Raw genomic sequence first — 24,805 nt, 5'->3', positions numbered from 1 at the left:
CGTTCTTCTCCTCCTACATCCAATCCAAAATCTGAATCTTATTTTTTTCAGTCCAAACGCCGACATCCCCTGTCGGATAGAGGGATTCGCCAGTTTGATGTTTGAATGGATGCGGAATTTTATGCGTCTCCATCCAATCAGCAAGCTCCCCGCAAAGTGCTTTGATATCCTTTGCGCCGATAAAAATATCTCCAGGGAATCCTATCGGCATGAGCTGATGCTCTTCGCTCAGGACATATATTTCCGTCTCACAGGAAGGATCATGCACACCTGAATAGACCTCTTCTTGATCTGGGTACAGCACACTGACTTGTGCGTTTTTCGCCCAATCGGTGATTATCCGCTCTTTTTCTTCATTCGTCACGATTGTGAAGGAAGAAAGGGGTGTCTCCATTTGTTCTGTCATCGCTTCAAGTGTGTGGATCAGCTGCTGCATCAACGATTGTATTTGCTTTTCTGTATATTGATTGAGGCGATATGTGACCCGAAGCTCCAGCGTATCTCCCGGAACTGCCACAAGGGTCAGGTCATAGTTCGTTTCTTCATGACTCGCAATGTCTACAATACGCACTCCGTATGGCTCGATAGATTCAATCGGATAGTTTTCAAACACGACAATGCTGTTAAACAATGAATCTCCATTCGGGATGTGGGTCAGCTGCTGAATATCTGGCAGTACGGTATATTCGAATTCCCGCATCTGAAAAACTGTGTCCTGCGTATGTGCCAGCAGCTTGGAAATGGTCCACTCTGGCGTGATCGGCAAACGGAGCGGCAATGTGTTAATAAAGAGCCCTGTCATGCTTTCAACCTGTGGTAAATCCGCCGGCCGTCCTGATACTGTCACTCCGAACACGACATCATCAGATCCTGAATGAAGATGCAAAAGCAGCCCCCATGCTGTCTGAATCAGGGTGCTCATTGTCACCTTCTGCTTGCCTGTCATCTTTTCGAGTTTCTCCTGCATCTCGGGCGTTAGTTTGATACTTAGCTGATCAACACCTGCATCTTCATCTGAAGCATGCCCATCGTCTCCTGGAAGTGGCGTGGCCTCCTCTACTCCTGACATATAATGTTTCCAGAACGCTAGCGCCTTCTCTTGATCCTGCTTTTGCAGCCACTCGATAAAATCTTTATATGGACGGACAGCAGGAAGATCCACCTCCCGTTCATCCACAAGAGAGCGGTACAAAGAAAAGGATTCTTCAATAAAGCTGAACAAGCTCCAACCATCGATTAAAATATGATGAAAGCTAAAAACAAACGTGCATGTGTTTTCATCACGATGGAATAAAGCAATACGAATCAGCGGTTCATCCGTATCTTCTAGTTTGAAATCCTTTAAACGATCTGTTTGCAAATATTGCTCGATGGCTTCCTTCTGATCCGTTTCACTCAGGTGGCGCACATCGTGCTGAGTGAGGTGAATGCTTCCTTCTGATTGAATCAACTGAACAGGCTCCTTTAGCCCTTCCCAAGCAAATGTTGTCCGCAAAATCGAATGACGTTCCATAAGCAGATTCCAGGCTTTTTCATAGGCTGCACCGTCCGTTAAGCCTTCGAGCGTCATATGCACTTGACCAAAATACGCCTGTGACGCTTGATCTAATAAAGCATGAAACAGCATCCCTTGCTGCATTGGAGATAGTGGATACACATCCACTACATTGTCTGGGAGATCATCGATTTGCTTTTGCGTCAGCTGAACCATTGGAAAATCAGATGGCGTAAAACCGCCTTTTGTTTCTACACAATGCGTCAGAATATCCTCCATTTTTTCTTTGAATCGTTCAGGTAACAGGCGCACCTCTTCATACTGAAGCAGTTCACGATTGATCATAAAATTCATCTGAAGCTGACCGTTCACAACATATCCGTACACATCGATCAAATGCTGTCTTTCTGCTTTTGGATCATGTACATGTCCATTTCGTTCATCAGCTATATAAAGGTGTGTCTCACCGTCTATTTGATCTAACTGTCCAAGGTAATTAAAGCTCATCTGCGGCGCTGCCTTTTTGAGTAAACGAGATGCTGTCATGTATTGAAGTAAGCCATAGCCTATTCCCTTTTGCGGCACAGCTCTTAAGGTTTCTTTGACATCTTTGATTTGTCTCTCAACATCGGTTTGAATAAAAGGAATAAAAATAGGATAAGAGCTTGTAAACCATCCGACTGTTCGTGACAAATCCATCTGTTCAAATAAATCCTCGCGTCCGTGCCCTTCTAACGTAATAAGCAGCGGCTTTCCAACGGCTTGCGTGAGTCCTGATAAAAGTAAATCGTTTACCTCTGTTCGATACGCTTGAGATGCCTGTCTTAGTAAAATATCTGTTTGATCCTTCGTTAATTGAATAGACAGGATCTCTGCATGTTCTTCTATATTGAAAAGCGCAGGTGTTTGAAAAGGAGAACCCTCTTCCTCTTGACTGATGATATTTTGCCAAAAAGGAACCTGCTCTTGTAATTGATCGGTTTGTGCATATTCATAAAGAGCCTCTGCCCACTGCTGATAGGACGCAGTTTTCTTTGCAAGCGCGATTTCCTGCCCTGCCGCAAGCTGCTTCAGTCCATTTAATAGGTCTTCCTGTATGATGCGCCATGAGATTCCATCCATCACAAGATGATGGGCAGCGATAAAGAGTTCAGACATACCATCACTTGTGTGAAAAAGAACGGCTTTGATGACTTCCCCTCGCTCTAATGACAACGTTCCTTGACAAGCGGCGGTCTCCATGCGGATTTGTTCCAGCGCTTCCTCCTGAGAAACACTCGTCAGATCAAAGAAGGTGACACAAGGGGTGATGCCGGGCGCACGAGTGGTTTGAATCCACGAGCCATCTGCTGCTTTTGTATAAATCGCTCTCAGCATATCGTGATGATCGACAATTTTTGAGAGAACCTGTGTCAGCTGCTTGAGCTGTATGGATTGCTTGAATTCCATATGCGCAGATAAATTCCAGTAATCTTGGTTTATCAATGATTGCTCAAAGAACCATGATTGGATCGGAAGTAGACGAACTGCTCCTGTGACAGGCGACTGATCATAGAACGCAGCAGCATCTGACTTTTTCATAGCAAGTGCCAGTTGTGAAATCGTCTGTTTTTCAAATACATCTCTCGGCTGAATGACGTAGCCTTCCTGTGCTAAGCGCGCCACCATTTGTATGACAATAATCGAATCTCCGCCAAGCTCAAAGTAGTTATCATGTACGCCAATCGAAGGAGCGCCGAGCAGCTGAGTCCACACTTTTTCCAGTACACGTTCTTCCTCACTGAGTGCCTTGTCAGCCGGTTTGTCCACTTCTTCCTGTCTCCACTCTGGCGGCGGGAGACGTTTTTGGTCTACCTTGCCATTTGCCGTGAGCGGGAGTTCCTCCAGCTCTATTAATAGGCTTGGCACCATATAATCTGGCAGTATTTCTTTTAATTGATGGCGAATGTCTTGCGTGGTCACGCTGCCCTTTTGGACAAAATAACCGATCAATCGCTTGTGGCCACTCTCATGCTGATGCGGAATGACTGCACATTCTATGATGTCTTCAAAGCGCAGCATAGCGGCTTCAATTTCCCCGCATTCGACGCGGTGTCCGCGAATTTTCACCTGATGATCGATTCTTCCTAGGCAGTCGATGATGCCGTTTGGCAGCCAGCGGCCCATATCGCCTGTTTTATATAAACGCGCTCCTTCTTGGAAAGGATGCGGGATAAATGATTGTGATGTTTTTTCTTCATCTCCAAGGTAACCGAGTGCAAGCCCTGTACCGCCTACATAGATCTCTCCAATGACACCTTGCGGAACCGGCTGCAGCTGGTCGTCTAGTACATAAGCTTGTGAATACGCAATTGGCTGACCGATAGGAACCGCCACCTGCCCCTCATCCACTGCCCGAATGTGATGCACACAGGAGAACGTCGTATTCTCAGTTGGTCCATAGCCGTTTAAAAGGCCTTCAGGTAAATACGGCAGCGCTTTACGGATATGAGCAGCTGACAAAGCATCACCACCGACCAATAAGGCATTGAATCCAGATAAAGCTTCTGGATGTTCCTCTGTTAATCGGTTAAACAGCGGCACTGTCAGAAATCCTGTTGTGATCTTGTAAGATGTCAGCGTGTCAGCCAGCGTATCCATTGATAAAATCGTATTTCGATCGGTCAGTATCAGCCTTCCTCCGTTGAGCAGGGCTCCCCATATTTCATACGTAAAGGCATCAAAGGAAAAGCTAGCGATTTGTAAAATACGCGTATGTTCATCAAGGGTGACATAATCTGTTTCACATACAAGCCGGATGACCGCTTGATGCGGAATCAAAACCCCTTTTGGCTGACCGGTTGATCCTGATGTGTAATTGATATAAGCGAGTCCATCAGGTTTGAGGGCAGCAGGTTGGAGTTCTCCCTCCGATAAAAACTCTTCATATCCCTGATCAAGACAAATGAGCTCGGTTTGACTGATCGAGACTTGTTTCAGCCATTCATTTTTTGTTAGTAACAGCTGAATACCTGTATCCCTCAGCATATAATCAATTCGTGCATCTGGATATTCAGGATCAATTGGGACATAGGCCCCGCCTGCTTTCACAATCGCCAGCACCCCAAAAATCATTTCAGGCGACCTGTCGATCAGCAGCCCTACTGGTTCATGCGGCTTCACTCCTCGCTGCTGCAGATAAGCGGCAAGCCGATTGACTTTCTCTTGTAACTCCTGATACGTCCACTGGTCTTCCCCAGATTCGAGGGCAATCGCATGAGGTGTCTTTTTCACCTGTGCTTCAAACCTTTCTGTGATGAGAAGCGGGCCTGCTGGTTGTTCTGTTTTGCCGCTCCATTCATAGAGCAGCTTCTGCTTCTCTTTCTCTGGCAGATAATTCATTTGTCTGATCGGCTGTGCTGGATTTTCACAAATACACGCAAGCAGCTGTTCGTAGTAACGAAGCAACCGTTCCATCGTGTCGTCAGAAAATAAGTCTGCATCATACTCTAGTTTTAATTGAAGACCTTCCGCCCCTTCAAAAACAAACAGGGATAGATCAAACTTGGCCGTATCGTTATCTTCAATGGCTAAAACGGATGTCGCCTCACCCATCGGTGATGCTTCAAGAGGCAGGTTTTGCAGAACGAACATGACCTGAAACAGCGGCTGCTTCCCAGCCTCACGTACAATATTCAGTTCATCTACGACCATCTCAAACGGCACATCTTGATGTGCATAGGCACCCATTGTTGTTTCCTTCACTCGCTCTAATAGCTCTGTGAAAGCCGGATTCCCGCTATGATCGATCCGAAGTGCCAGCGTATTCACGAAAAATCCGATGAGCTGCTCCATCTCCGTCCGATTTCTCCCGGCAATGACGGATCCAATGACAAACTCATCCTGTGAAGACAATCGATGCAGCAAGGTAGAGAAAGCCGAAAGTAATGTCATATAAAGGGTGCTATCTGTTTTCTTAGAAAGAACCGCCAGCTGTTCTGATAACGGCTTCGACAAGCGGTATTTTTTCGTTTTTCCCCTATAGGATTGAACGGCCGGACGCGTGTAGTCATACGGCAGCATCAACTCTTCCACAGGTACCGCAAATTGCTCCTTCCAATAGGAAAGCTGCTTCTGAAGTGTTTCTCCCGTCAAATACTCCTTCTGCCATAGTGCGTAATCTGCATATTGAATTGGCAGTGGTGAGAGATCAGGCTCCCTCCCCTCGATCATCGCTGTATACCATTCGGATAGCTCCCTTGCGGCAATGCCAATCGACCAGCCATCTGACACGATGTGGTGAATGGACATCAGCAGCAAATGATCTGTTTCTGACAGCCGAATTAATTTCGCGCGAAAAAGTGCATCTTGCTCTAAGCGGAAAGGTGTGCCCGCTTCTCTTTTCGCCCATTCAGCCGCTTTTTGTTCTTTTTCTTCCTGTGATGCCAGCTCTGATACATCTACCACCTCAAGCGCTGGAAGAGTCATATGCTCATGTATGATCTGTACCGGTTCATCGCCGTTCATCGCAAAGGATGTTCTGAGCGATTCATGCCTTTGCACCATTTGCTGCAGGCTGTGCTGAAGCACCTTTACATCTAAAGGTCCATTCATCCGAAAGGAAATCGTATTATTGTATAATGCTAGATCGGGCTGTAATTGATAGAGAAACCACTGTCTTTGCTGAGCATAGGACATCGGAAGCTCCTGACCCTTTTCTATTTTCCGTATCGGAATCGCTTCATCGGCTTTGGCATATGAATCAATCCAGTCCGCTAACTCTCCAAGTCTCGTATGCTCAAAAAGAACGGCGAGCGGCACGTCAAATCCCGTTTTCTGCCTAACAGTTGACAGCATTTGCGTTGCCTTGAGCGAATGACCTCCGAGTAGAAAGAAATGATCACCACAGCTGATGTTTGAAACATCAAGCAGTTCGGACCAAATGCGCGCCAAGAGTTTTTCCGTCTCAGTTTGAGGTGCTCTGTCCTCTGAACCCTGTCCACTTTCCTTTATTAATTCATTGAAATGCACTTCGTCCGGCATCCCATCCTCTGTTTCTTTCCAGTATTCTTCAGGATAGAGATGTACGGAACATTCCCCAGATAGACGAGACTGTATACACGTATAAATGGACTGATACAGCCTTTCTTCAATAGCCGTTGTTTGATCAGTCTTGAAAAAGACATATACGGCCTGTTCTGTTTGAATATCCCCCTGTATCATTTCTTGAATATCCTGCTTCGATCGATCCAACCCGATATAAATGAGAGGAGTATCTGTCATCAAGCATGCCAGCATTGTTTGAATGCCTGCCCGCTTTGGAATCGGGAGGTAGCCTCTTTCTTTTAGCATGCCTTTGATCATTGAGCCTTCACTCATTCCCGTCTCATCCCACATACTAAAGCTAAAGCAATACGGCTTTACTGTAGAGGTGAGCCTCTGATAATGAGCAAATTGTTCAACGAACTCATTGGCCGCGCAATAAGCGCCAACGGTCATCCCGCCCTTTAACGTTCGAGCTGACGAGCTAGAAAGGAATAAGACATTCTGCCGTTTAGAAGCTGCTTCATGTAGCGCAATCGTGCCATATACCTTCGCTTCGTACATCGCATGTAATGACACAGACGTCATGTCACGAAGCAGCTCTTCTTGAATGATGCCAGCGAAATGAATGACGCCATGCAGCCTTTTGCCTAAAGCTGCCTCCTGTTTTGAGATCAAGGCTTCTATGGCTTTTGCGTCAGTGATGTCCACCTTTTCATAAAGAACTGTGCCGCCGCGCTTTTCCGCTAATTTCTCAAGTGAAATCAATACGTCTTGCTGCTCCACAGATAAAGCCTCTCTCGCCTTTCTTCCAACCAGCACAAGATGCGCTTGATAGGATGTCAGCAGGTGCTCACTCAGCAACCGCCCAATGCCGCCAAGCCCGCCTGTTATCACGTAAAGCCCGGATGATTCAAACGGCGGCTTCTTCCTCCTTTGTTCTTTTTCCAGATGAAGCGGCGTTAAAAGAGGAGTATAACGAACACCTTCGCGATAAGCGGCGATATGATGGCTTGTGTCATGTGTAAGCTCTGTCATAATCGATGATGCATGAGAACGACCAGCAGCTGATTCTGCTAGAGAAAAATCAAGACACCGCACCTTGATAAACGGCCATTCATGCTGAACAGCTGTCATCAATCCTGCTGTCGTTGCTTTCTCCACATCATGTGTTTGATCTTCCGGTAAATTCATCGCATGAGCAGAGACAAAGGTGATCTCTACCGGTTCCTCATAGACAGCGATCGCTTTTGTTACATATAATGCACTCATGCTGCCAGTTTTCTGAGCTTCTTTTGCCGACGCTGCATGAAGTGTGTCTTCTTGAGTTGTGTAGTTCCAAAGGTGAATGATTTGTTTCACCGAAACGCCATACGAACGGAGCGTCTCAAAGAGTTGTTCGTAGTCAGACGGCCGATTCGGGTGGATGATGAAGTGTGTATGTGTGAGTTGTGTGAATGCTTGACCCGGTTCAACCGTAATAAAGGTTTGTTCATTGCTTGAAAGGGATCTCAATTGATCTGCCAGCCCTAAAGTATCTGCAAAGATCACCGTGTTCCCTAATGTTTGTGTTTCAGCTTCATGGAGCGGAGCAGGTATCCACTTCTTTTGTAAACTCCAATCAGGCAAGGTGTGTTCATTTTCAAGTCTGATGTCCAGCTCCTTGATGATTTCATCGAATTCGCCTTCCTGCCATCGCTTCTTGAGCTGTGCCCTCTCTATTTTTCCAGAGCTTGTTTTCGGAAAGGCATGCTTCTGGACAGGGATCACGCGCGATGCAGATAGCCCCATTTTTGTTGCAATTTGGGATTTAATATTTTGACTTGCCCTCATGATATAAGAAGGTTCATACAGCTTCGGTGTAAAAAAGAGAATCAGCTCGTCGGATGCAGATGCTTCCATCCGAGCGGAACAAGCGGCTACAAAGCTCGTTTCGACGCCGGGTACTTCTTCTGCAATGACTTCAATTTCATAGTTGTGATAATTTTTCCCGTTGATGATGATCATGTCTTTTTCTCTACCGGTTAATGTCAGCCTTCCTTCGTGCAGGAAACCTAAATCCCCCGTGTGGAACCAGCCGTCTGTTTGAAAAACTTCTTGATCCGCTTCGTCATTCTTGTAATAGCCCTTCATTGTCGTCGGCCCTTTAATTTGCACACTCCCAATATGATCTTCGGGAAGAAGCTCATGCTGATGGTTAACGATACGAATCGTAATACCCGGAATTGGTCTTCCCAGCTCTGTAAAGCTGACGGTTCCTGTCTCACGTGCCTCCGCTGGTCTTAGCTGCTCTGTGAGTGATGTTTCCTCAAAGGTTAGGACCCCGCTGCTTTCATCTCCCCGTTCTATCGCAAAAGAGAAGACAACGGCTGAAGAGATTTCAGACATGCCGAATGCTGGTCTAATGACGTCTCCCTTTAAGCCGTGCGGAGCCAGCAAGTGTAAAAATCGGTGAATCGTCTTCGGTACGACCGCTTCTGCCCCATTGATCATACAGGTCATAGCAGAAAGATCCCAAGATCCTGACGAGATGTCTTTCTCATAATCATTGATCATCGCAAATGCGAAGTTAGGCGCCCATGTCTTCGTTGCACGGTAGCGGTCCATCCAGTCAAGCCAGCGCAGCGGCTGAGCGATAAAATCATCTGTTCTTGCCCGAACCTGCTCACAGCCCGTGTACACATTGACAAGGTGAAACATCACAATACCGCCAATATGATCTAAGGGCATCCAGTCTAACGACACATCCTTTTGTGTAAACCCGTTGGCTGCCACTGTTCCTTTGACATTCGCCAGTACGCTTCGATGAGAATGTTCTACGCATTTGGGCATCCCTGTGCTTCCAGACGTTAAGATAAAAAAGACTGAATCATCCGGTGACGCTGGATAAGCTTCTATATCTCTTTCTAAAGAAAGCATCGGCTCAACGGCTGCGACACGTAACTTGTCTGTATGCCACAATAAAGCTAAGCCTTGCACCTCATCAACCAGCGAGTCATCTGTTAAAATGAGCGGATGCTCCAGCAGGTTCCACGCATGATGAAGCTTCTTCACAGAGGCATTCATTTCCCGATAGGTCGGTGCAGCGGACACTAGTGTTGGAACAAATCCTCCCAACACACACGCCCAAAAGGCTGTTACCATCGCATGATTGGATGAAAACTGAAAGAATACAGGATCACCCGGTTCAAGTCCTAAAGCCCTCAAACCTGTCAGAACCCGCTCGGCGTCCTCCTTTAACTGCGCGTAGGATTGTGTGAGTTCATTTTCACTATTGACGATATAAGTCAGCCCATTTTTCGTTTTTGCCGCCTCTGTTAAGGCGTCCTGCAAGGTTTGGGCTCCTGCCTTAACATCTAGATCCCCTCCATAAGAAAGGGCGGGCGGCATGTCCGCTAAAGCAGGGGAAGCCATTTGCATCTGTATCGATTCAGCTGCGGCCTCCTGCTCCATGTGATTGTCGAGAAATAAATGAGAGAGGTGATATGGCCGCGGTCGAATGGTTTTTTCATGAGAAAAAACAGCGAAGCGTTCGATTTCGTTGGTTTGTAAAATCGTTCTCTGTACATCTTGTAAAATCGTATCCATTGATTCATGTACATTTGATTTATTTATAATTGATGGTTTCATATGAGTTCCTTTCCTTTTTTGACAGGCAGGGCTGCCAACATGCACCCCTGCCTGAACTAAAGTTTACAAAACGGCTTCTCTATTTTTTTGATTCACGATCTTTTGGATCAGCTGGGCATTTTGGGCTGCACACTCTTTGTTTTTGAACATGTCAGCGTGTTGACCGTAGCCTTGATAATAGCGATAAGCACCGGTCGTCGCCTTTTCCCAATGATCCATCCAGTCTGGAATCTCAATTTGCTCTTTTGATTGGATGAAATCAATATCTGCTTGTATCTTTCCTTGATTCACCCCCTTAACAAATGTTTCATAATAAGCCCGCGTTTTTTGAGCAAGCGCTTCTTGAACGAGCTCTTCTTGGGCAAGTTCACTTTGCTTTGATTGATGAACAATCGCTGCGATATCGTCCTCGATGGGTCGTCCTTCTAAATCACTTTCTCCAATTTTCTTATAGGAATCGATCATGATGACCTTTTCCACCGTCCGCCCTGCTTGTTCAAGCGTTTGAACGAGATCAAAGGCCAGATAGCACCCGCCAGAGTAACCCATCAAAGTCAGCGGCCCTTCAGGCTGAAGGTGCTGAATATGCTGAACGTATTGCGTCATGCGGTGATCAGCTTCAATAAAATCAAAGGCGATCAAACGAAGACTATCGAGCGTTTTGGCAGCTTCTTGATAGATAAAGCCATAGCCGGGTAATGGCGGAAGAGCAAAGACTGTTGGCGTTTGAGATTCATTGAATACAAGATAGCCGGCAGCTTCATGATCCTGCTGTTGAATATAACGGCTGATGGCTTCAATTGTAGGCGTCTCAAACAACAAGTGAATAGGCACCTGAACATCGAATTCCTTCGACACCTTTGATAAAAGCGACATCGCTTTTAAAGAATGTCCTCCAAGCTCAAAGAAATGGTCATCTGTACTGATATCATCTCGTTCAAGCACTTCACGCCACATGACAAGCAGCTTTTGTTCTACCTCATTTGCCGGAAGCTTCACATGGCGGTTTCCTTGAGGCGCTTCTGGCTTTGGCAGCTGACGTTTATCAACTTTTCCATTTGGTGTCAGCGGCATTTTCTCAAGTCTGATCAGCTCATGAGGCTGCATGTAAGCCGGAAGTTTCTCCTTCAGCCCTGACTTGATCACATCAACTTTGTCCTTCCACTTCTCCTCACATGTCATATAGGCGAGCAGTCTTGTATGCTGCGAGCCATGCTGATCCGTTATAAGGGCAGCTTGCTTTACGCCTGGATGCATGAGAAGGTGGGCTTCAATTTCTGTCAGCTCAATTCGGTGGCCGCGAATTTTCACCTGATCGTCCACTCTGCCTGCATACTCAATCAGACCGTCTGCTCGAAAATAAGCCAAATCTCCCGTACGATACAGCCTTTCTCCCGTAGCAAATGGATGTGTGATAAAGGCTTCTTTTGTCAGATCAGGACGATTCAAATACCCCTTCGCAAGCCCTTTGCCGCTGAGACAAAGTTCTCCGACCATTCCAATCGGCTGAAGCTGTCCTTGCTGGCTCAATATATAAGCACCCGTTTGGTTAATCGGCTTTCCGATTGGAATAGAATGCGCTTCTATCGGCGGAGCTTCATCTACAGGATAATAGGTGGCAAAAACGGTTGATTCGGTTGGGCCGTAGACATTGATTAGTCTGCCTTTTCCCATGACAGCAAAGGCTTTTCTCACATGCTGTACAGATGCACGCTCCCCTCCGAACAACACCTTGCGCACACTGTGCATCCAATCGGTTTCTTCATCAACGAGAAGATGAAATAAAGCAGTTGGAACAAACATGACAGAAATGCTTTCTCTTTTAATGAGCTCCGTCAGCTCATGCATATCTAAAATGGTGTCTTTTTTCGGCAAGACAAGCTTCGCCCCGTTTAAAAGCGCACCATATACATCAAAGGTAAAGCCATCAAATACGCTGTTGGATAGCGACAGCAGTGTATCTGTTTCTGAAATGGTTAAGTAGTTCGTATTTTTGACCACCCGGGCAATATTGGAATGGGTTGTCATGATGCCTTTTGGCTGACCCGTTGTACCTGATGTATACATGATATATGCCGTATCGTGTAAACCTGCTTCTAGCGGCAGATTCTCTGAGCTCATAAGTGAAATTTCCTGATCATCTGCAAACAGATACGTACCAGTAAACCCGAGTCCCTTCGCCTGACCAATAAAGGATGAGTGAGTCAGGAGATGCGTCGCTCCGCTGTCTTTAAGCATGTATTGAATGCGGCTTTCTGGATAATCAGGATCAATTGGCACATAGGCTGCGCCTGCTTTTAAGACTGCAAGCAGACTGACAATGAGTTCAGGTGTTCGATCAGCTAAAATGGCGATGACCGTTTGATGTTCGGCCCCATTTTTTTGCAAATGCCTTGCCAATCGATTGGCTTGTTCATTCAGCTCAGCATATGTCATCGTTTGCTCTTCTGCTGATAGTGCCACTGCGTTCGGCTGTTTGCGGACATTATGCTCAAACCATTTCGACAAATACAACTGGTCATGCTCAAGCTCAGGTGCATTCCATTCCTCAAGAATCTGCTGTTTTTCCTGCTTCGTGACGAGCGGGAGTGTATGAACCGATTGATCGGGATGCTTGACCGCCTCATTTATCAATAGACTGAGCTGTTCCTTTAACTTGTGAACAAATTGAGGATCAAACGCTCTTTTGTTAAAGGCCAGCTTCAATAGCAATTCTTCTCCAGGCGATGCGAGCAGATTGAGATCATAGTTTGATTTTTCATAGACATTCATGTTCTCCACCGTGAACCCTAACCGTGCCTCTTGCTCGTCCTTCTTTGCGGCTGGGACATTTTCAAAAACGACAATATGATCAATGAGCTGCTGCTGACCTGTCTTTGCCTGAATATCATAAATCGGAATATATTGGTGCGGCTCGGCTGCAAGAGACTGCTGCTGTGTTTCTGACAGGAGTGCACGAAATGTCATGTGCTCTGTCAGCTGAATTCTTCTTGGGATGACATTGATGAACAATCCAACCATCCTATCAACGCCAGCCAAGTCTGCCGGACGTCCTGACACAACTGTTCCAAACAGCACATCATTTGACCGCTGATACCTGCTCAGCAGAATTGACCAAACGGATTGAAGCGCACTGCTTAACGTCGCATTTTGCTGCAGCGCTAACTCTGACAAAGCAGCCGTTTCTTCTTTGCTCATGGACCATTCAATTTCGCCTAATTCATGTTCATTCGTTTGTTTTCGCTGTTCTTTAAAGGTTGATTGTCCATCAAACCCTGCTAATGATTGCTGCCAATATTGAAGTGATGCTTGTTTATCTTGTTTTTCCAGCCACTTTATATATTCTTTATATGGTTTGACCGGTTCTAGCTTATAAGGAACGTCATGTAAAAGTGCATGGTAAATCGCAAACAACTCCTGCACCACAAGTCCAAAGCACCAGCCATCCAGAAGGATATGATGATAGCTCCATATCCAGCGATAACTGGCAGAACCCGTTTGGAAAACAGATGCCCGCATGAGAGAATCCTTCGAGAGGTCAAATCCTCTCAGCTGATCCTGTTGTTTGAATTTCTCGATACGTTCAAGCTGTTCGTCTTCAGAAAGATCTTGCAAGTCCACAACATCAAGTGTAAAAGGACGCTCCTTTAGCACAACTTGGACAGGGCGCTTTACTTTTTCGTGGAGAAACACGGTACGAAAAATATCGTACCGCTCCACGATGATATTCATGCTTTTCTCAAGTAAGTCATGATGCAGTGTGCCCTTAACGTTCATATCCATTTGCTCTACATAGAAGCCCTTTTCTTGATGATGGAGGGTATGAAACAGCATTCCTTCTTGCATCGGTGACAGATAATACATGTCTTGAACTTGATCCCTTTTAAATTGACTCATCTATTTCATCCTCCCTTCCTATTTTTATGACTGATCTCGTGTGTTGTTAAGTCAATTTCTCCTCAAGCATGTCAAAAATGTCGTCCATTTCATCCATTTCAAGGTCAGCCGCAGAGAAGTCACTTGGCGTAAATTCCCGTTCGTGCTGCGCTAAGCAATGGGTGATGATGGATTGGATTTTTTCCTTCAACAATGCCATGAACTGCTGTATCGTCTGTTCTTCATATTCACTTGCACAATAGGAGCAAGACAAAATGAATCGATTGTGTTGAACAAGACCACTAAGGTTCAGCTTATAAACAGCTTCCGAATCTGGGCTTGCTTGTCGTCCCATATCATAATTCGACGGCCCAAAGAGTTCTGTCGTCACTTCCTGATCAATCTGTCCAAGATAGTTCAAGCTGACTTCAGGATGTACATGGTGCCCTGACGGTTCAGTGGCTGTCATGTATTTTAAAATCCCATAGCCAATCCCTTTATTTGGCACACGGCGCAGCATTTCTTTCGTTCCTTTAATAGCATCAGCTATGGTCTGATCCGGCTTCGCTTCAAGAACAACTGGATACATACTCGTAAACCAGCCAATTGTGCGAGAGACATCCAGCCCTGATAAAATATCCTCTCTTCCATGACCTTCAAGCTGCACATGTACATGGGACTCACCTGTCCACTCTTGAACAGCAAGACCAAGAGCACATAAAAGAATATCGTTCATTTCCGTTGTGTACGGCAGATGAATATCGGTCAAAAGATGCTCAGTTTCTGTTTCTGTCAGCTGCATTTGAACCGATTTGGTTTCGGCAACTCTTCTTTTCGTCACTTCATGATCAACAGGTAGTGCGGTTAATGGTTTGCTTTCAATTTCTGCCCAATACTCCCGCTGACTTTTTAATGGCTGTGACTGTGCATAACGTTCAATGACCTCTGCCCATTCTTTAAAGGAATGAGTTTTCAGCGGCAGGACAAGGGCTTGTCCCTGAGATGCCTGCTGATATAGAGACATAAAGTCCTCTAGTAAAATTCGGCATGAGACACCGTCAATAACTAAATGGTGTGTCACAATGAGTAAATGATCGCCATCTTCTGCATGGAAACAAATCACTTTCATCAATGGACCTGTTTCGAGGTTCAGCTGACGCTGATACTCATTGGCAAATGTGGAAATTGCCTTTTTCACATCGTGCTCTTTTGAGACATCATGAGAAATAATCTCTATCGGTTCCGGTAGCTCCCGCTGGTTGTATTGCAGGATGCCGCTATGTTCCTGCCTGTATACCATACGCAGTGCATCATGATGTGAAAGTAGTTTTTGCATGACTTGTTCTGTAATGGAAAGATCAAATCCATTTGGCGCATGAAGCATCATCGAGAGATTCCAATGGTGCTGATCGCTGAATGCTCGTTCAAAGAACCAGCGCTGAATCGGTGTTAAAATGACTTCTCCTTCGACAGGTGATTGGTCGGCTGTGAGAAGATCGGCTTCCTCGATATATGGGCGCAGCTCTGCAATCGTCGGGTACTGGAATAGAAGTTTCATATCGAGCTTCCAGCCTGCTTGCGTGAGTCTGCTTGCCATTTGGATACCTTTAATCGAATCTCCGCCAAGGAAGAAGAAGTGATCGTGAATACCGACTTGACTGACGCCAAGGACATCTTCCCAAATGCCGCAAAGCAGTGTTTCAACTTCGTCTCTTGGTGCTTCGTATATCGTTTGGTTCGCTTCGATATCAGGAGCTGGCAATGCTTTCAGATCAACTTTTCCATTTGCCGTCATTGGAAATTGGTCTAGCTTGATGATCCATGATGGCACCATGTATTCTGGCAACGTTCGTTTTAGGCTTTCTTTCAGGGCTGTTGTTTCTTCAGCCGTGATGACATAAGCGATAAGTGCATCTTGATCACTCGCATCTTTGACTGTTGTCACGACGGCTTCTTTCACCGAATCCAGCGTCAGAAGCTGGGCTTCAATTTCTGACAGCTCAATACGGAAGCCGCGGATGTTGACCTGATGGTCTATTCTGCCGAGATAGATCAGCTCGCCATCCTCTGTCCATTTCACTAAATCGCCTGTGCGGTACATGCGCTCGCCTGGATAGAATGGATCTGGGACAAATCGTTTATCTGTTTCCTCTGGAAGATTCCAGTAGCCTCTTGCCAGTCCTTTTCCTGCAATCACGAGCTCGCCCGGTACGCCTGGCGGCGATAGGTCATATAACGAACTCATGATGTAAAAACGAGTATTGGCAATGGCTGTTCCAATCGGAAGCGTGCCTTGTTCTGGATCGATCATTCCGCTTGTCGCTACGACCGTATTTTCAGTTGGACCGTAGTTATTGACGAGTTGATATGGAACTGGCTTCACCTGTTTCAGCTTGTCTCCGCCTGTTAGTAAGTAACGTAGAGAATGGTTGTCCATTGACATAAACTGCTCACAAAGCTGTGTTGGCAGGAAGGCAATGGTGATGCCTTCTTCATTGAAATACGCATTGAGCTTGATCATATCGAGGCGAATTGCTTCGTCGATGATATGCAGCTCTGCGCCAGCGATCCACGTCGGGAACATCTCCCAAATGGAGGCGTCAAAGCCAAAGCCTGCATATTTCGCAGTTCGATCCTTGTTCGTCACTTGGAACGCATCATTGTGCCAGAATGCAAGATTCACAAGAGACTGGTGCTCGACCATGACACCCTTCGGCTGTCCCGTCGTCCCAGACGTGTAAATCATGTAGGCAAGATCCGTTGGTTTGATCTGAACCTGAATCTCGTGAGCTTCTCCCTCTACCGCATCTTCTATGAACAGGATATGACCTGTGAATGAAGGTGGTGCAGTAAGTCCTTTCTGCATCAGAAGTACCTCTGCCCCGCAGTCTTCCAGCATGTATGCAATACGCTGCGCTGGATAATCTGCATCAATCGGAACAAATGCCGCACCTGACTTGAGAACGCCAAGGACAGCAGCTGTCATGTCAAGAGATGGGCGGGTGAGAATGCCGACGCGGTCTCCTGGTTTTGTGCCGCTTGCGATGAGCCTTGAAGCGACTACATTCGCCCGGCTGTTCAGCTCTTTATACGTCCAGCTCTTTCCACAGAATGTCGCCGCTTTTTGATGCGGTGCTCCTTGTGCCTTCGCCTCAATCAGGGCATGAACGGTTTGATCTGATGGAACATCAAGGTCTGGTCCTGACCATTCATTGATCAGCTCTCGTTTTTCCTCTTCAGTTATGAGAGATAGCGCTGAAATCGGCTGATTCAGCTTAGTCACCATATCGTCTATGATTTTTTCAATATATCGGCTCCAGCACTGAATGGTGCTCTTTTTAAACAGAGCCGCTGCATACTCAAAGCGCAAGCCCACTTGATCATTTTCTTCAAATACACCAAGCGTTATATCAAATTTTGCATGAACGGTATCTTGCTGCTTTTGTGACAGCTTGAGTCCATTCAAATCCGGTAACGTCAGGTCACGGTCATCTGTAGTCAGCATGACACTAAACAATGGATTGCGGCTTGTGTCTTTCGGAAGATCTAACTGAGCCACCAATTCCTCAAACGGGAATTCTTGATGTTCATAGGCTGATAGGCTGCGATCTTTCATTTTTTCAAGCAGCTGTGCTGTCGTTTCTTCTGGCTGCACTTCGTTTCGAAGAGCCAGCGTATTGACAAACATGCCTGGAACCCGTTCGATTGAAGCATGCGTACGTCCTGCGGTTACAGCGCCTATGACGATATCTGTCTGCCCAGTTAATTTGGAAAGGAAAATGGCAAATGCCGTTTGCATCACCATGTTCAAGCTCACACCTTTTTCCGCCATGAGCGTTTTGATAGATTGCACCTTTTCAGCAGACAACCATCTGTCGACTCGCCCTCCTTCAAATGACTGAACTTGAGGACGCGGAAAATCAAGGGGCAGCGCTAAGTCTTCTGGCGGCTGTGCATATTGCTCCAGCCAATACTGCCGCTGCTTCTCAAGCAGCGCCTGCTGATTTTCTTCCTGCTGCCATACCGCAAAATCCTTGTAATGCAGCTGAACTGGCGGTAACGTCTTTTTCTCATACAGCTCTGCCAGTTCTTGAATGAGCAGGCTGCGTGTGACACCATCTGCAATGATATGGTGCATATCCATCATGAATACATATTTCTCATCAGAAAGCTTCGCCACTTTTGCCCTCATTAATGGTGCTTGATGTAGTGAGAATGGTGTAATGAATGACTCGATGACAGACTGCTCCTGATCGCCCTCGATTTCATCAACCTCTAATGTAAACGGCACTTGGCGATAGACTTTTTGAACGGGTACGCCGTCAATTTCTACAAAGGCGGTCCGCAACGATTCATGTCTGTCGATCAAGGCTTGAAGCGCTGCTTCTAGCTGCTTCACATCAAGGCTGCCTTCCATCATTAAAACAGCTGGCATATGATAAGTGACTGCATCTGGATGCAGCTGCTGCAGTACATACATCCGCTTTTGAGCAGAAGAGACGGGATAGAAATCTTGCTTTTCCGCCGGCTCAATGGATGTAACCACCGAAGAATCCGTTTCGTCCAAGTAGGCAGCCATCGCTCGTATGGTTGGTTTTTCAAACAGAACTTTGAGCGGCACATGCTTGTTCAGCTTTGCTTGCACCTTCGAAATGAGCACCATGCCCTTGAGGGAATGACCTCCTAATTCAAAGAAGTGGTCAAGAACACCCATTTGTTCCACCCCAAGAACTTCTGACCAAATGTCACACAGCGTCCGCTCAAGTTCCGTTTCTGGTGCCACATGCGCCGTACGGTTCATATGCACTTCATGCGGAAGCGGCAAAGACTTCGCATCCACCTTTCCATTTTGGGTAAGTGGAATGTGATCGACTTTCACAAAGTACGTTGGAATCATATAATCCGGCAGTGTCTCCGCAAGATTTTCTCTAAACGCCAGTGTTCCAATGTGTTCAGGCGCTGTGTAATAGAGTGCAAGCTCCGGCAAACCGGACGGGTGCAGAACTTTCACATGGACTTCTTGAATAGATGCCAGAGCACGTGCGGCATGCTCAATTTCCTGTTTCTCAATGCGATAGCCGCGGATTTTCACTTGATCATCGACTCTTCCAAGAAACTCAATATCTCCATTTGCATGCTGTCTGACCAAATCCCCTGTTCGATACATTCGCTCTTGAGGGTCATATGGATTTTCAAGAAAACGTTCCGCTGTTAACTCAGGCTGATTCAAATATCCTCTCGACACGCCTTCCCCAGATATATAAAGCTCTCCCGGCGCGCCGTAAGGGACAAGACGCTGCTGCTGATTGCATACGAGTGCTCTAGTGTGTGCAATTGGCTGCCCGATCAAAGATCGTTCCTTCAGAGCGTCCAGCTCTTGCGGTGTGATCAGCTTGGTCACTGTACCAATGGTTGTCTCAGTCGGACCGTAATGGTTCATTACTGCCACGCATGGATGCTGCTTCATAAATGTGTCAACATCCTCAGGAATGATCGGTTCTCCTCCAAGTACCACTAGGCGTAAAGCGTTAAATGAATGTTCCTTAGAATCTGCCATCATATGAAATAAGGATGGTGTCATTTTGATATAAGTCAGCTCTTGTTCATCAATCAAACGCATCAGACGTACAGGGTCTGTATACACCTCTTCACGAGGAACATAGAGTGTCCCCCCTGCTTTTAAAACAGGGAAAATGCTTGTGTAACCAAGATCATATGCATAAGAAGAAAGCAGTGCTGTCCGATCACATTCTTGCAATGTCACCTCATTTGTCAGCCAGTTGACATAGTGTGATAGATTACGATGCGTGAGCTGTACTCCCTTCGGCTTCCCTGTTGTCCCAGATGTGTAAATCACATAAGCAAGCTGATCAACTGATACTTCCGGCAATTCTAACGGATGGCTTTGATGCACTGCTTGTTCAACCTGAACCACTTGAATCGACTTGCGATTTTGATAGGAATCAGCAAGAGACCTATTTGTTACGATGACTTGTGCACCTGAATCCTCTAATGTGTAGCGGATTCGTTCAGCCGGAAAAGCCGGATCAATCGGGACAAACGCTCCTCCTGCTTTCATCACACCAAGCATGGAGACGATCACATAGACAGAGCGGTCAAGAATCAGTGCCACAGTTTTTTCTTTCTCTACGCCTCGTTTCTTAAGTTCACAGCTAAGTGCATGTGACATATCTTCCAGCTCACGGTAGGTGAGTTTTCTTTGATCATCCATGACGGCGATAGCATCCGGTGTTTCCTTAGCCTGACGTGAAAATTGGACATGGAATGGCTCATGACGATTCGTTGGCCCTTCGGCTTTTTTCTCCAGACGCTCTATTTGTTCATGCTGATCCAGTATTCGGAGCAAGCCGATCTGTTCCTCTGGATGGCGAACCGCCTCACGAATAATCGCTAGGAGGTGAGTTCCGAACCGGCGGACGGTCTCTTCTTTAAATAACGCCGCTGCATAGTCAAAGCTCAGTTTTAATGCTCCCTCGCGTTCAAATGCTTCTAAAGATAAATCAAATTTGACCGAGTGATGCTGAATGGCATAAGGCGAAATGTGCAGATCGCCGAGCTTTAGCGCTGGAACCTCCATGTTCTGCATGTTAAATGACACGCTAAAAAGCGGGCTCCGAGTTGTATCACGGTCTAATGGAAGATGTGCAATTAACTCTTCCAGTGGATAGCTTTGATGTGCAAAAGCGTCAACACTTGTTTCTTTTATTTCTTCAAGCAGCTGTAAAAATGTTTTGGTTTGTTCTGGTTTTCCGCGCATTGCAATGGTGTTGATAAACATCCCCGGCATGTCCTGGATATCAGGGTGTGTCCGTCCAGCAACAGGCGAACCCACAATGATATCTTCCTGACCGCTATAGGAGGCAAGCAGCACTTGAAAGGCGGATAACAAGAACATATACATGGTCGTATCGGTTTTCTGAAGCAGTTCATGAATGCGCTGAGTCGTTGCTTGATCACAGCCAAACATGAATCGTTCTCCAGAAAAATCACGTTCTGCTGGACGCGGATAATCAGTTGGCAGCTCTAAAACCGGTAAATCTCCTTCAAATTGCTTCAGCCAATATGCTTCATGCTCCTTCAGTTTCTCCGTTTCTTCTTCACTTAGCTGCCAGACAGCGTAATCTTTATAATGAATGGCTCTTTCAGCAAGAGCTTCTCCATCATAAGCCTTCGCCAAATCTTGAATGAACGTCTTCATGGAGCTGCCATCTGTAATGAGATGATGTGCTTCCAAAACGAGAAGATGACGATTCTCACTGACCTTTAGCAGCTGAGCTCGTAAAAGGGGTGCCGCTGTTAAATCAAATGGCGATTGACGTTCAGCAAGAAATGCCTCAGCCTCTTCTTCCTTGATGTCATGAACAGGAAGGTCAAATGCAGACCATTCATGCACCCTTTGGACAATGTCTTCTCCATTCATATGAAAACTCGTTCTTAAGATTTCATGCGTTTGGATTAACTGATTAAATGCTGATTTGAGCCGCTCATATTCGAGTGTTCCTTCAAGCGTTAAGACGATCGGAATATGATAATTCGTGCTGTCAGGCTCAAGTGTCTGCAAAATGTATAAACGGCGCTGAGCTGGTGATACCGGATATTCGCCCGCCTGCTCTGCTGGTAAAATAGGAAGTCCGGCATCTTCTTGACCATCCTGATCGATGTAAGCCGCTAATGAGCGAATCGTCGGCTTCTCAAAAATCATTTGAATCGGCACTTCCTTTTGAAGCGCTTCTTGAACCTTCGCAGACATCATCATCGCCTTGAGCGAGTGCCCGCCAGCCATGAAGAAATGCTCGTCTATCCCAATCGTTTTTCCAAGAAGCTCCTCCCAAATGTCAGCGAGTACCTTTTCTGTCTCGGTCTCAGGCGGCATGATTTTGATCTCTTCGCGATGCACTTCGTCCGGCTTTGGTAAAGCTTTTCGATCTAATTTCCCGTTCGTTGTCAGCGAAAAGGTATCCAGCTTCATCACATAGTGCGGCACCATATAAACTGGCAGCTTTTGATTGAATACATCTCGCACCTCTTCTTCTGTGAGCGTTCCTGTGAAGTAGGCGATGATTTCTTTTTCTTCTGAAGAAAGCTGCTGAACAAGTACAACCGCATCATCGATACCCGTTTCTTGGCGAAGCACCGTTTCAATTTCACCAAGCTCAATACGGAAGCCTCGAATTTTCACCTGATCATCTGCACGGCCAAGGAATTCAATCTGACCATCCGCACCATATCTAGCCAAGTCACCTGTTCGATACATCCGTCCTGACGGCTTAAAAGGATCTGCCATGAATACTTGATCAGTCAAATCTGGACGTTTGATGTACCCTCTTGAAACACCATCCCCGCCTACATACAGCTCTCCTGGCGCTCCAATTGGCTGAAGTCTTTGATAGTCATCTAAAATATAAGCTGACGTATGATTGATCGGCTGACCAATTGGGATCGGACCCGTTTCATCTCCTCTTACTTCGTAAATGGTCGAGATGGTTGTATTTTCTGTTGGACCATAGACATTCAGCAAGGTAAGTGATGGATGATGCTTTTTCACAAGCTCCGCACTTTTCTCATTGATCACATCACCGCCGGTGAATAATGTTTTTAACCCTTTGAACATTTGCGGCCGCTGCTGAGCGAGCTGATTAAATAAACCAGTCGTTAAAAAGAGCGCCGTGATTTGATGTGTTTGGATAAATTGTTCGAATCGGTGTATATCCAATAAAGTATCACGGTCAACAGGATAAAGCGTCGCCCCATTCAGAAGCGTAGTGAAGATTTCAAGGGTAATCGCATCGAAGCTGACAGCTCCTGTATGCGCCATACGATCCGACGTGTTCAAGCCCAATTTCTCCTGAGAGCATGCTAACCTCACAATATGCTGATGCTCAATTTGCACTCCTTTGGGCCGTCCAGTTGATCCCGATGTGAACATGATATATGCCAATTGAGATGGAGACGTCTCGACTGATAACTCCGCTTGTGAGTGATGAGTCATGCCGGTCACATGAATTGCTTTGATGCTTTCATCAACCGGCGGCTGGCTGTCAGCATAGAGCAAAATGGCTGCGCCGCTGTCTTCAAGCATCCAACGGATTCTCTCCTCAGGCTGAGCTGGATCAATCGGCACATAGGCAGCCCCTGCGTGTAAAATGGCTAAAATGGCGATCACCGCATCTGCCGATCGGTTCATATACACCGCGACAGCATCCTCCGGCTGAACGCCGTTTTCTACAAGGCTGCTGGCTAAACGACGAATTTCTTGTCCAAGCTCTTCGTATGTGAATGTTCGCTCGCCTTCGACTAATGCCAGGTGGTTTGGCTGCGCTTTGATACGCTCATTGAGCAGCTCGGGAATGGACAGGTGCTTCGGATAATCTCTCTCCGTCTGATTCCACGCTGCAATCTGCTGCTTTTCTTCTTCTGTGATACATGTCACTTCATGAAGATACATGTCAGGATTTTGAATGATTTGCTTTATGAGATTGGTCAGATGTTTCGATATATTTTCAATAACTTTTTCTTCAAACGCCACCGCATTGTATTTGATTTTCAATGTCCACGTTTCACCCGGATAGACAAGAAGATTCAGATCGAAATTCGTTTGTTCAAATCCGTCCTTTACATCAATGGCAAAACCGAGACGTGCAGACATGGTGTCACCAGACAGCTCCTGATCTAAAGGATAGTTTTCAAACCCAACCAAATGATCAAAGAGCTTTCCTCCAGCAGCTGTTTTCTGCTGAATGTCATAAAGCGGCATAAAATCATAGTTTTCCGCTTCCAGAGCATGCTGCTGAACCTTTTGAAACAGCTGTTTGAAGGTCTGTTCCTGATCCAATGTCACCCGAACAGGTATCGTATTGATAAACAGCCCTGCCATTTGCTCAATTCCAGACACACTTGGAGGTCTGCCCGATACGACTGTTCCGAATGTGACATCATCTGCTGCATGATAGGTGCTTAAAAGAACGGACCAGACAGCCTGAAAAAGGTTCGGTGCTGTCACTTGGCATTGTCTTGCCGCATCTTGAATGGCTTGTACCGTTTGTGCATCCCATGTAAACGTCCATTCCTGATGGTCATATTGTCCGTTCGCCTCTTTTTGCTGCAGCAGCCCTTGGTGCTGAACAGCACCATCCAGCCGCTCCTTCCAATAGTCTTCCGCTTCTTGTTTGTTTTGCTTTCCAAGCCACTGGATATAGTCCGCATAAGGCTTACCTTGTGAGCGATCTGGGGTTCGGCCGTTCCGATAAGATTCATAGTAATGAAACAGTTTTTTCATCAAAACACCCATGGACCAACCATCCATGATGATGTGATGGTTGCTCCAAATCAGGTGCCAGTTTGTTTCATTTAATTGAAAAACAGCGACTTTCAACAACAGATCATTCGTTAAGTGAAATCCTTGCTTTCTCACTTGCTTTTTATATTGATCCAATACCTTTTTCTGCTCTTGATCATTCAGATGCGATAGATCCTCTCTATACACATCTAAATGACGTTCAGCCAGTACAACCTGACGAGGCTTTTGTAATTGCTGATAGACAAAGGCTGTACGCAGAATGTCATATGTCCGTACGAGCTCATTGAGGCTCTTTTCAAAAAGATCGAGATCAAAATCTCCGCTTATTCCAAGCTCAAGCTGTGTGAAATAAGAGGAGGAATCAGGGTCTAGCATGGCATGATACAGCATGCCCTCTTGCATTGGTGTTAAAGGATATACCTTTTGAATTTTCTGCTTGCTCATAAGTCCACCTCTTCTTTTTG

At 46.1% G+C, this 24,805-nt stretch carries 3 protein-coding genes; all 3 read right to left on the bottom strand.

Annotation, left to right across the window (positions count from 1 at the left end):
- Positions 1 to 13 precede the first annotated feature (13 nt).
- On the bottom strand, positions 14 to 10,147 hold the full coding sequence (locus tag AMR95_RS01010; RefSeq protein WP_058837306.1) for a non-ribosomal peptide synthetase: 10,134 nt from the start codon (positions 10,145 to 10,147) through the stop codon (positions 14 to 16).
- Positions 10,148 to 10,210: 63 nt separating this feature from the next.
- A complete protein-coding gene (locus AMR95_RS01005; protein WP_058837305.1) occupies positions 10,211 to 14,044 on the bottom strand; it encodes a non-ribosomal peptide synthetase in 3,834 nt (1,277 codons plus the stop codon).
- Positions 14,045 to 14,090: 46 nt separating this feature from the next.
- Entirely contained in the window at positions 14,091 to 24,785 is a 10,695-nt protein-coding gene (locus tag AMR95_RS01000) for a non-ribosomal peptide synthetase (RefSeq protein WP_058837304.1), read from the bottom strand.
- Positions 24,786 to 24,805 lie beyond the last annotated feature (20 nt).

Source organism: Bacillus sp. G1(2015b) (assembly GCF_001482475.1).
Lineage (GTDB): Bacteria > Bacillota > Bacilli > Bacillales > Bacillaceae > Bacillus > Bacillus safensis.
The sequence above is the reverse complement of the archived record's forward strand: the minus strand, read 5'-3'. Positions and strand labels throughout refer to the sequence as shown.